Annotated in this window: 9 protein-coding genes; 3 read left to right on the top strand and 6 right to left on the bottom strand. The window is 62.0% G+C overall.

The features are described from left to right. Positions 1-4: 4 nt before the first annotated feature. Positions 5-5,158 carry a dermonecrotic toxin domain-containing protein gene (locus ACU688_RS12165; RefSeq protein WP_448184891.1) on the bottom strand — a complete coding sequence of 1,718 codons (5,154 nt, stop codon included), beginning with the start codon at positions 5,156-5,158 and terminating at the stop codon, positions 5-7. A gap of 190 nt (positions 5,159-5,348) precedes the next feature. Between ACU688_RS12165 and ACU688_RS12170 the strand changes: the two genes are divergently transcribed. After that, a complete protein-coding gene (locus ACU688_RS12170; RefSeq protein ID WP_448184892.1) occupies positions 5,349-6,389 on the top strand; it encodes an Ldh family oxidoreductase in 1,041 nt (346 codons plus the stop codon). Positions 6,390-6,421: 32 nt separating this feature from the next. Here the strand turns inward: ACU688_RS12170 and ACU688_RS12175 are convergent, their stop codons facing one another. Beyond that, positions 6,422-6,742: an ElaB/YgaM/YqjD family protein gene (locus ACU688_RS12175; protein ID WP_017738628.1), complete on the bottom strand. Its 321-nt coding sequence runs from the start codon at positions 6,740-6,742 to the stop codon at positions 6,422-6,424. 163 nt (positions 6,743-6,905) lie between these two features. On the opposite strand from ACU688_RS12175, the gene ACU688_RS12180 reads away from it, so the two are divergent. Beyond that, positions 6,906-7,160 carry a hypothetical protein gene (locus ACU688_RS12180; RefSeq protein WP_003190904.1) on the top strand — a complete coding sequence of 85 codons (255 nt, stop codon included), beginning with the start codon at positions 6,906-6,908 and terminating at the stop codon, positions 7,158-7,160. On the opposite strand, the gene ACU688_RS12185 is transcribed toward ACU688_RS12180, so the two are convergent. Next, positions 7,132-8,046, bottom strand: coding sequence for a LysR family transcriptional regulator (locus ACU688_RS12185; RefSeq protein WP_448184893.1), 915 nt, complete (start codon positions 8,044-8,046; stop codon positions 7,132-7,134). The genes ACU688_RS12180 and ACU688_RS12185 overlap by 29 nt on opposite strands. 82 nt (positions 8,047-8,128) lie before the next feature. Here ACU688_RS12185 and ACU688_RS12190 point away from each other — a divergent pair, with 82 nt between their 5' ends. Then, positions 8,129-9,055, top strand: coding sequence for a carbon-nitrogen hydrolase family protein (locus tag ACU688_RS12190; RefSeq protein WP_448184894.1), 927 nt, complete (start codon positions 8,129-8,131; stop codon positions 9,053-9,055). 112 nt (positions 9,056-9,167) lie between these two features. Here the strand turns inward: ACU688_RS12190 and ACU688_RS12195 are convergent, their stop codons facing one another. From ACU688_RS12195 to ACU688_RS12205, 3 genes are read right to left on the bottom strand one after another with little or no spacing between them, the layout of a single operon-like run. Next, positions 9,168-9,719 (bottom strand): GNAT family N-acetyltransferase, encoded by a 552-nt coding sequence (locus tag ACU688_RS12195; RefSeq protein WP_448184895.1) that lies wholly within the window; start codon positions 9,717-9,719, stop codon positions 9,168-9,170. Between the two features lie 5 nt (positions 9,720-9,724). Beyond that, a complete protein-coding gene (locus ACU688_RS12200; RefSeq protein ID WP_448184896.1) occupies positions 9,725-10,186 on the bottom strand; it encodes an LEA/WHy family protein in 462 nt (153 codons plus the stop codon). Between the two features lie 12 nt (positions 10,187-10,198). Continuing rightward, positions 10,199-11,626 (bottom strand): nucleobase:cation symporter-2 family protein, encoded by a 1,428-nt coding sequence (locus ACU688_RS12205; protein WP_448184897.1) that lies wholly within the window; start codon positions 11,624-11,626, stop codon positions 10,199-10,201. Positions 11,627-11,811: the final 185 nt, after the last annotated feature.

Here is an 11,811-nt window from a genome sequence, read left to right on the forward strand (position 1 = left end):
CGCTTCAGGCCCCCGGGTCCAATTCCCTGCCCATATGCGTGATCAGATAGGTCACCGAATCGGCGTTGGCCAAGATGATGTCCATCCGCCGGTCCGCATCGCTCATGAAAATCTGGCGGGCATCGTCCAGTGTCCTTGCGCCGGTGAGGTGCAACACCCGGGCACGCACTTTGGACGACCCGGTCAGGCCGATGTCCTCCCAGCGCTGTGACAAGTCATCCCACGTCTTGAACAACATGGTCGCCGGGGTCAGCACCGACAATGCGGTGCTTTGCAGGTTGGACAGGGCGGTGTACTTGCGCAGGCCTTCCACGGTGCCGCGATTGATCAGGTCCAGAAAGGGCCGCATGGCGTCCATGTAGGCGATGTCTTCGGTGTTCGACACCAAGTGACTCATTTCATGGATGAGCGTTGCCGCGCGTGCATGGTCATCGATATCGAACGGCGCGTTGAGATGCCCCTGGTAGGTGCCCATGTGTGTATTGAAGAAGAGGTCCAGCAAATAGATTTTTTGTGCTCGGTCTTCAGGGATGACAAACGCGAACGTTTGCTCGGCATACCAGCGTGCGGTACCGGTGACAAAGCGGTCCGAGTCTAGCCGGAGCAGGTTTTGCTGGGTCAGGCCATCGAGGATTTCCTTGACCCGGCCTTTCAGTTTTTCGACCTGCTCGGGATTGAAGTTAAGCACGCCGAACATTTCGCTCAGGAACCGGCCGGTTTTCGAGTTGAGATCACGTTGCTGTGCAAACAACGTCAGGTTGCGTGAGCATATAAAGGTGTAATAAAGCGCGACGTTGAGCGCCCGGTCGATGCACAGCGCGTTGTCCGGGTTCAATGCACGAATGGCGGGCATCCCCTGGGCTTCAATATTGATCGAGCTGCGCTCGGTCCGGCGGGTGATGGACCGGCCCTTGTAACGGGAGAGCGCCGGGCCGAAGCGCGGTTCACGTTCAGACAGGTCCAATACCCATTGGCCTTGTGCGTTGCGTGCGACGTAAGGCCCCAACTCTGTGCCAAGGCTCACACGCCAGTATTCGCCTGCTCGCTCGACCGGATACACCCGGCCGGCCACCGGCACATAGTTGCGATTACGCGGGACGTCGCCGTAGACATGGGTCAACGGGCTTGCCTGCAGGTCCACGAGGGCAACCGTCAAGTCTTCAAAGCGGCGCATCCGGGTGCGCAGGGGGTCGGTCACATCCAGGGTCGCGATGGTGGTGGCTGGCCCCGGCACATCGGTCGTGGTGCTTGCGGTGGCGGCCGGGCCAGGCTCAAGCAAGCCATCGAGTTCCTTGCGCAACGAGGCCAGCGTCGCCACGCCCCGGATGAACAATTGCAACCCTTCGCCGAAGCGTTGCTGCTGCTGCGCCTCGGCCGAGGCCTGAAACAGCTTGAAGCTGCGCCACACCACCAACGGGTATTTGAGCTTGCCCGCGATAAAGTGCAAGGCGATCGGCACGCCTTTGTGCAGCAGGCTGGTGATGCCGTCCCACTCGTCCTGACCGTCTTTGTCGAATTGGCAGCCGAGCATTTTGAGCAGTTGCGCAGTATTGTCGCGGAACAGGCGCGGCAGGATATTGCCCCTGACCGGGTTGGCAGCCAGGCCGATATCCGTCGCCCCTTGGCGGCGGGGCGGGCGCAGCAGGTTGTTGTAGGTGGCCTGATGGCGCGCATCCAACTGGCGGATGACCCAGTCTTGCAACGCCCCGGGGCGGTTGATTTCGTCCACCAGGTCCTCTTCGCGCGCGTATTCCTGGAACACGCGCAAAGGGCTGTAGGGTGCGTAGAGCACCAGCGGGCCGGAAGCCCCGGCTTGCGGGCCGATCAGGTACAGGCCAAGCACCTCGGCCGCCTGGGCGCCGGGCGTCGCGACTAACGCCAGGGGGCGGATCATTGCCGTGGCGCCGCTGACCTGTTCGCGCGCCACGGCATCCGGCATATCAATGACTTGCTGGATAAACCCCCACGCGGTGGCACTCAGGCGCTCTTCGAGTTTCTCTTCGTGGGCGTGGCGCAACAGTTGCCAGGGCAGTTGCCGGCAAAACAGCGCGCGGCGCTCGCGGGTATCCTCGGATTCGGCGGTGAGGTGCGTGGTGAGCAAGGTACGGTAGGTGCTGGCGATGTCCAGCTGGCGTATCAATTGCACCACGGCCGAGCCGTCAAGTGTGGTCGGCAGCGGCGTCAGGCCGCGTGCGTAGGGGCGGATCTTGTCGGCTTGCAGGTCGGGCAAGTGGCGCAGGGCAAAGTCCGTCAGGCTCTGGATATGCCCGTTGAGCACCAGGCGCGCGGGGATGAGCACATCGTCAGGGTCCAGGTTCTGCCCCGGAAACCGTGCTTCGAGCAGTCCGCGCAGGCTGCTGGCGACATGCTCACGCAATGCCGGCAGGCCGTGCAGGTAATCCCGTTCGTCCAGCGTGCTGAGGCGGTATTGCTCCACGAGCTCGGCGTGCACCTGCTGTTCCTGGGGCGCCGCCATGCCCAGCCACACCGGCAGCGCTTGCTGGTGAATCATTGCCTGCGCGATGGCTTCGGCGCGGTCGAGGTTGGACGGCGGGGCGCGGAGCATTTCGCGGTCCAGGCAGTCCTGTAGCTGCCCGGGGCTGAGAGGGGCGGCGAGCCAGTGGTCGATGTCGTCGATCAAATTGTCCAGGTAGCTGTCTTGGCGGTCGTCGAGAAAATGCTCGTCGATGCGTTGCAACGGGCCGAGCTTGTAGGTCTGGTGCGGCTGACGGCGGCTGATGGGTAAATTTTGCAGGAGTGGCAGACGTTTGTCGGCCTGCGTCAGGCGCTGGGCCACCGATTCTTGCAGGGCATGCACCGTGGCAAAAGGCTCATGACCGGTCTGCGGCGTCCAGAGCACCACCTGGCCAGAATGGCTTGAGTCGATGCCGCCGCGCTCCGTCAGCACAAAGCAATTGGCCAGGTCCAGTTGCTTGGGATCGTCGCCGAGGGTCACCGTCAAGCGATACGCATCCGGCAAAAAGCCCAACAACCCATGGCGTTGCATGCGGGTCATGCTATCGGGGCGCAATACCGTGTCGAGGATGGCTTGATGGCGTGGCGGCAGGGTTTTGTTGAGCAGCCGCAGGTCGGCCTCGCTGCGCAAGCCTTGCAATAACGCGCCGCCCAATTGCGCGCGGTAGTTCTCCAGGAATTGGCGCGGGAATACGCGGATATCGTGGTGGGCAAACGGCACCAGGGCCGCCTCTACCAGGCTGTTGAAACTATTGCTGGTCAGGGTGTTCCAGCGTGTGGCGGCGCCTGCCCGTCGGCTGCTGTAGAAGCCTCGGTTTGGCGTATCGCCCATCGGGCCGCCGACCTTTGCCAGACGCTCGATAAAGTGTTCGAGCAGGCTGACCGACTGTACCGGTAGGCGTTCTTCCCGTTGCATGGCTTGGGTCGCGTAGGTGTTGGCAAAGACATCGCTGGCGTCGATGTCCAGCAAGCGCTTTTGCAGTTCGGCATTCAGGGCGTGCAAGGCCAGCCGGCGCAAGGTGGGATGGTTGCTGCGCTGCACGGCCAGCGCCGCGCGTGCGGCGGAAAGCGTCTGCAATTGCAGCTTGGCGCGCTCGGCCTGCACCGTGGAGGGGCGACCGTTGCCGGTGTTGATCGGATGCAGGCTCCAGCGTCCTTTGGCATCGAGGCCCAGCAGGCGACTGTCGAGCATATGGCGCAGGTCCAGCGCACAATCGAGCAATGCAGCCAGGTCTATCGCCCCGTCGCTGCGGCGAAACTGGCCGAGGGCGTGCTCCATATTGCTCAGTTGTTTGGCTGCAATATCCTCCACCAGCCCGCCAAACACGTTGCCCACCACGGGCAGGCCGCTGACCTGCACCGACTCCATGGCGATGTAGCGGCTGCGTTCTTCCAGGGACAGAAAATTCAGCAGTTCATCTTCATGCCCGGCGGCCTTGAGCATACTCAGTAAGGTCACATTGAGGTCATCCAGGTCCTTGAGCACCTGTAGCCCGCGCGATTGGGTGTAGAGGTACGCGTGCTCGTCACTGATCAACAACGTCGCGGCCAATTCCACGTAGTGTTGATAGGGCGCGTGGATGCTCACTTTGTCGATACGCAGCGGCAGGTGCCAGGCGCTGCGGGCCGCCTGGTCGGGGAGGAAGGTGGCGAGCAGGCGGTGGCTTTCCTCAGCCGACAAGATGCCGCCTTGGTGCTTGAACAACAGGTCGGCGCGAAACTTGTCACTCATGGCCTGGGCAAACAGGCTAAGGCGTGATTGGTCATTGCCAATGTCTTCGTTCCACCAAGTCTGCAACAGGCTGCTGAGCAACCTGGAGAGGATACCGGCCGTCTGTTCCACCAGGCTTTCCCAATACCGCAGGTCGGCCGCGCGTTCGGGCTCAGTGAAGTCACGGGTGATATGCCGTGGGTTGGTAAAGCTGCGGGTGTGCCCGGCGGGCCAATCCTGCTTGAGATAGAACTGCAACAGCGCTTCACGCAGGGGCGTCGAGCCGATCCAGCGGGGCATCTCGTTGGGGGCGTCGGTGTCGGCGTCGATGAACGTGTTGACCCGGGTATCCCGCTGGTCTAGGCCAGGAAAGTAGGAGCGCGCCATGATCGACAGCAGCGTGTCGAGCATCCAGGTCAAGGTGGGCGTCCTGCGCAACTCCTCCAGCATGCTCTGCATATTGAGCGCCTGACCCGCCTCAATGGTGGTTTTCTGGTCTTCGAAGACGGCGCCCGCAATGATCGCCGTTCTGAGGGAGAACGGCGTTTCAAGGGTGAAGCTCAAACGTTGTTTAATGGACAAAAAATGAAGTAGATCAATTCGTTGCTGGCTATTTATAAGGCGAAGTATTAACTCGTCGATCGCCGCTTCTCGGCTGTCGAATACCTCGATTCCGCCGTAGGGGGTGTAGAGCAACGCCTTGTCTGCGTCCGGGCTGGGGCTCATCAGGAAAGCCCCGGCCAGGGGCATGGACAGCTTGGGCGTGAGCCGCAGAATGAACTTCTCCACCAGCATCGGGTGGTCGCGCAAGGTCTCATCCTGGCGGGCGGAATCGGTGGCGTAGTAGAGCGTGTTGAGCCAGTCCAGGTCCTTGAGGGTCAAGCCAAGGGAACGTTCACGCTCGGTGGGTGTTTTTCTGCGGATCAAGCGGTGAAATTCTTCGAAAAAGTACGGGGGGGTTACGCTTGCCATCCATTGCTCTCCTGCCGGCCATTGTGTGCTCAGGGTAAGCGTCGTGGGGGCGCTGGAGGAGGTAGATAACTGGTGCAAAAACGACTCGCTTGGCAAACGCCGATTGACAGCAGGCGCGGGGCGCGTTGTTTAATCGCAGGCTTGAGTTACCCGTCTTGTTGCCCCTTCCAATCATAATTCGGAGCTTCAGATGTCTACCCCGTCCAAGGTCGTTGAGGGTTCTAATGTCGCTATCGCGTTCGGCGCGCTGGTGACGCTGCTGCAACAGGTTTTCGAGCGCCATGGCACCTCGCCCGAGGTGGCTGCGATCCTCGCCAACAACTGCGCCAGCGCCGAACGCGATGGCGCCCACAGTCATGGCATTTTCCGTATCCCCGGGTATATCAGTACCCTGGCCAGTGGCTGGGTGAATGGTCGTGCGGTGCCGCAGGTCACGGATGTGGCCTCGGGGTTCGTGCGGGTGGACGCCGGCAACGGCTTTGCCCAGCCGGCACTGGAAGCCGCCAGGGCGCTGCTGGTGGAGAAAACCCGCAGCGCCGGGATTGCCTTGCTGGCGATCCACAATTCCCATCACTTCGCGGCCTTGTGGCCGGATGTCGAACCCTTCGCCGAGCAAGGGTTGGTGGCGTTGAGCGTGGTCAACAGCATGACCTGCGTGGTGCCCCACGGTGCCGACCGCCCGCTGTTCGGCACCAACCCCATCGCCTTCGCCGCACCGCGTGCCGATGGCTTGCCGATTGTCTTTGACCTGGCCACCAGCGCCATCGCCCATGGTGACGTGCAGATCGCCGCACGCAAGGGCGAGCGCCTGCCGCCGGGTATGGGCGTCGATGGCCTGGGCCAGCCGACGCAAGACCCCAAGGCGATTCTTGAAGGCGGCGCGTTGCTGCCCTTTGGCGGGCACAAGGGCTCGGCCTTGTCGATGATGGTGGAGTTGCTTGCGGCGGCGTTGACCGGCGGCAATTTCTCGTTTGAATTCGATTGGTCGGACCATCCCGGCGCCCGTACGCCCTGGACCGGGCAACTGCTGATCCTCATCGACCCAAGCAAAACCAGCGGCCAGGCGTTCGCTGAGCGCAGCCAGGAACTGGTGCGGCAGATGCATGCGGCGGGGTTGCGCCGGTTACCTGGGGATCGTCGGCACCGTGCGCGGGCGAAGTCCGAGCAGGAAGGGATCGTGGTGGATGCCGAGGAGTTGCGAAACCTGCGGGCGCTGGCAAACGCCGGATAAAACGGCTGCGCCCAGGGCGCAGCCGGTTGTACTTAGTTGCGACGGCCCAGCAGCAGGCCGACCACCAGGCCAAAACCTGCGGAAATCGCCACGGTCTGCCAAGGGTGGCCACCGATGTAGGTTTCGGTGGCATCCACCACCGGCTTGCTGCGCTCGCGCACGCTGGACACCGAGTCCAGGGCTTGCTTGAGCTTGATGGCGACCTGTTCGCGCAGGGTTTCACCTTCTTCACCCACCAGGGCAGCGCTGCTTTTGAGCAGTTTGTCCGACTCTTCGATCAACGCCGTCAGCTCACTGAAGGCTTGATCCTTGATTTGTTCCTCGACAGCTTGGGCGGCAGTTTTGCGGGCCATTGGGCGACTCCTTGCAAGTGAATGTGACAGTGAACAATGGAGTGTCGGGTGTCGGCAAAAGTTGCAGTTTTTTTGCCGGCCGGCGTTTTTGCGCCAAATCCCAATCAAGAAAATTCGACCTACAGTGTAAGATGTCGCCTATTTGTGCAGCAGGTAATTCAACATGAGCTTCAATCTGGCCAACAAGACCCTCGCCGAACGCGCTGAGCTGGAAGATGAAAAGTCGCGCCTCTACGACCTGTGGCAAACCAACCTGGGCAAGGCCAAGGGCGAAGCGGCGCGGTTGTTCGGCGAACGCGCCAAGCGCAAGGGCAAGTGGGCTGAATGGGTACGCGCGGAACTCGACGGCATGTCGCCGCCAGAGTTCTCCAACATGGTGCGCAGTGAAGTCAACAAGTTGATGGCTGCGGCCAAGTAAAGCTCGCCACAATCGCTTCACGCACCTTGAGCAACAGCGGGTCCAACTGCGCCTGCGTGCGCCAGCCCAGCTCCACCGGGTAACGCGGCAGTGCCAGCGGGCAGGGCAGTACCCGCAAGCCGCTCATCTCGGCGATGGCCTGGGCCGCATGCCCGGGAATGGTCGCCACGGCATGACTGCCCTTGAGCAGAAACGGCAGCGCGGCGAAATGGCTGGTGGAGGCGCACACCTGGCGGCTCAACCCTTGCGCTGCCAGCCCCTCATCGGTAATCCCGATAAACCCGCCGGACGACACCAACACATGCTCGCGCGTGACGAATTCGTCCAGGTCGATGCTTGCCTGGTCCGAGTCCAGCAGGCAACGGTAGTCGCCTTCTCCCAGGACCTGGCGGCTCAAGCGGCCCTGGGCAAAACCGCCCGCCGTAATCGCCAGGTCCAGGCTGCGGTCGAGCAGGGCGGCGGCGACAATCTGGCTGTGGGTCTGGCGGAAGATCACCCGCAGCTTCGGCGCACGCTGTGCGATGGCCGCCATCAACCGGCGCCCGTAGGCAATCTCGAAATCATCGGACAAGCCCAGCACCACCGAGCGCCCTTGATACTGCTGGTTATCCGGGTTGACCATGGCCAGGCTTTGCCGGCAACGGTCCAACGCTTCACTGATCACCGGTTTCAACTGATTGGCCCGCACAGTGGGCGCCAAACCGCGCCCGGTGCGCACAAACAACTGATCGCCATACACCTCGCGCAAACGCCGCAGCCCTGCGCTGATGGCCGATTGCGTCACCCCCAGGCGCAACGCCGCGCGGCTGGCGCTGGACTCATCGTGCAGGGCTTCGAAGGTTTTCAGCAGGTTGAGATCGATCTTGTCGATATTCATTTGGCTCATATCATTCAGCACTGAAGGGGGCTTTATTCATGATCGCGGCGAGCGGGAGAATGGGCAACCCCCACTATCCGGAGTGATCAAGATGCCTGTTTCCACAGTAGCGGCCCTGCAAATCGGCGCCTTGCCCAGCGGCAAGGCTGAAACCCTGGCGCAAATCCTTGGCTATGAGGACGAGATCCTGCGCAGCGGCGCGCAATTGGTGGTGATGCCCGAGGCGTTGCTCGGTGGCTATCCCAAAGGCGAAGGGTTTGGCACCCAACTGGGTTATCGCCTGCCGGAAGGTCGTGAAGCCTTTGCGCGGTATTTTGCCAACGCCATCGATGTGCCAGGCGCCGAGACAGACGCATTGGCCGGCCTGGCGGCGCGCACCGGTGCCAGCCTGGTGATCGGCGTGATCGAGCGCAGTGGCAGCACGCTGTATTGCACCGTGTTGTACTTCGAACCCACAGGCGGCCTGGTGGCCAAGCACCGCAAGTTGATGCCCACCGGTACCGAACGGCTGATCTGGGGCAAGGGCGACGGTTCGACCTTGCCGGTGATCGACACCGCAGTCGGGCGTATCGGTGGGGCGGTGTGCTGGGAAAACATGATGCCGCTGCTGCGCACCGCGATGTACGCCAAGGGTGTCGAGGTGTGGTGTGCACCCACCGTGGACGAGCGCGAGATGTGGCAGGTGAGCATGCGCCATGTGGCTCATGAAGGGCGCTGTTTTGTGGTGAGCGCGTGCCAGGTGCAGGCCTCGCCCGAAGCGTTGGGTGTGGAGGTAGCCAACTGGCCGTCGCAGCGCCCGTTGATTGCGGGCGGCAGTGTGATTGTCGGGCCGATGGGCGATATTTTGGCGGGGCCGCTGGTGGGCGAGACGGGGTTGCTGACGGCGCAGATCGACACCGATGAACTGGTGCGGGCGCGGTATGACTATGACGTGGTGGGGCACTATGCCCGGCCGGATGTGTTTGAGTTGGTCGTGGATGAACGCGCCAAACCGGGCGTGCGCTATATCACTGACTGAAACAGGGATTAAACATGTGGGAGCTGGCTTGCCTGCGATAGCGGTACATCAGCTAAAGATGTGCAAGCTGACACACCGCTATCGCAGGCAAGCCAGCTCCCACATTAGTTCTCTATTGGCTGGGGGATTTGGATTTTAGCCATTCCGCGCGGGTCATCTCCCAAATGTCCCGTGGGAAGGTGCCTTCAACAAACTCGCCTTCATCCGTCCTGATCAGCCGCATCCCCTCACGCTCGGAGATCCGCCGCGACCCCAGGTTGGGCGCCGCCTTCGGCACCCGCAACACCGGCCGCTCCAGCACGCCAAACCAATAGTCAGTCACCGCTGCGCTGGCTTCGCCCATCAAGCCTTGCCCCTGCCACTGCGGCCCAAGCCAGAACCCCCGGTTGTTATCCACCTCATCCATCAAGCTGACATTGCCGATCAGCTGCTCCGGCGCGCTTTTCAGACGGATCGACCAGTGCCATTCCTCGCCACGGGCCATGGCCGGTAGCGCGACGTGTTGCAGATAGTCGAGGGCGCCTTCGGCCGGGTAGGGCCAGGGCACCAGGGCGTTGAGGTAACGCACCACATCCCAATGGGGGAACTGCTGCTGGACGCCCTCGGCGTCATCCAGGGTCAGTGGGCGCAGGATCAGGCGTTCGGTGAACAAGGTGGGTTGCATGGCTGTTACCAGGTGGCGGTGTTCGGCAGGTCCAGGGTGCCACGGTCCACAAAGCGCATCGTGCCAAACAGCCCGCCCGCCAGCTTGCCCCGCAGCACGTAGGGCAGGTTGTTCAGGTTTTGCGTCTGGCTCAGGCCCAGGGTTTGACGCAACACGGAAAACGCCGAAACACTCACCGGCACCATCAGAACGGTCTCGGAGAAACGTGGGATGGTGCCAGCCTGATCACTCACCCCCGACGCCAACGGCCGGCCATTGACCTCCAGGTCCAGGGCCACGCCGTTGTAGTCGATTGCCGTTTCATTGGGGTTTTGCACCCGCAGCTTCACGGCGAAGCGCACCTCCAGGTCCTGGCTTTGCAGGGGCTCGATGCCCACCACATTGATATTCACCGGGTCACGGTTGGGGAACAGCGCGCAGGCGCTCAGGGTCAGTAGCAGTAACGATAGAACCATGAGCTTGCGCATAAAAAGTGTCCCTTATTTCGTGACGTCCGGGTCCTGCATCACTTTGAGGGTAGAGGACTCCGGATCAAATTCATCTTCTTCCAGCTCTATGAACTCTTCCGGCAGGAAAATGTTCAGCAGGATTGCACAGAATGCGCCCACGGTGATCGGCGATTCGAAGATGTTGTGCAGCGCCTTGGGCAGGTCGCGCAGCACTTCCGGCACGGCGGCGACGCCCAGGCCCATGCCCAGGGAGATCGCCACGATCAGCACGTTGCGGCGGTGCAGGCCGGCTTCGGCGAGGATCTTGATCCCGGCCACCGCCACGGTGCCAAACATGATCAGGGTGGCGCCACCGAGTACCGGCTTGGGCATCAGTTGCAGCACCGCGCCAATCATCGGGAACAGCCCCAGCAGCACCAGCAGGCCGGCGATAAAGTAGGCGACGTAGCGGCTGGCCACGCCGGTCAACTGGATCACGCCATTGTTCTGCGCGAAGGTGACCATCGGCAGGCTGTTGAAGGTGGCAGCCATCGCCGAGTTCAGGCCGTCGGCCAACAGGCCCGACTTGATGCGCTTGATGTACAGCGGGCCCTTGACCGGCTGCTGGGAAATCATCGAGTTGGCGGTCAGGTCACCGGCGGCTTCCAACGGCGAAATCAGGAAGATCACCGCCACCGGGATAAACGCCACCCAGTCGAACGAAAAGCCGTACTTGAACGGCACCGGCACGCTGATCAACGGCACCTGCGGCAACGCCGCCATGTCCACGCGGCCCATCATCCAGGCCACTACAAAGCCCAGGGTCAGGCCGATGACGATCGAGCCCAGACGCAGGAACGGGTTGCTGAATCGGTTGAGGACCACGATGGTCATCAGCACCAATGCCGCCAGGCCCATGTTGGCGGCCGCGCCGAGGTCCTGGGCGCCATAGCCGCCGGCCATGTCGGTGACCGCGACCTTGATCAGCGACAAGCCCATCAAGGTGATGATGGTGCCGGTGACCACCGGGGTGATCAGCATGCGCAGTTTGCCGATGAACTGGCTCAGCACCACTTCGATAAACGCGGCAAAAAAGCAGATGCCGAAGATCGTCGAGAGAATCTCCTCGGTGCCGCCGCCCCGGGCCTTGACCATAAACCCGGCGCTGAGGATCACGCTGATAAACGAAAAACTGGTGCCTTGCAGGCACAAAAGCCCCGAACCAATCGGCCCGAACTTGCGTGCCTGCACAAACGTGCCCAGCCCCGACACAAACAGCGCCATGCTCACCAGGTACGGCACTTCGCTTTCCAGGCCCAGCACGCCGCCGACGATCAGCGTGGGCGTGATGATGCCGACAAAACTGGCCAGCACGTGCTGCAACGCGGCAAAAATCGCCGCGGTGAAGTGCGGGCGGTCTTCCAGGCCGTAGATCAGGTCGGATTTATAACGGGGGCGGGGGGGTTGAGCGTCAGACAAAATGCGGGCTCGGGTCAGAAAATGGAGGCGCAGGATGCCAGAAACTGCCTAGCGTCAGAAGTGTAAAAAAATATTTATAAACCCCCTGCATAAATCGACAGAGCCTGCCGATACCTCGTATAGGCCCACATTCCAATGACAACAGTGGTGACCAAAGGTCAGGATGGCGCGTTGACGCCGGCTGA

The organism is Pseudomonas acericola (SeqCode), assembly GCF_053456465.1.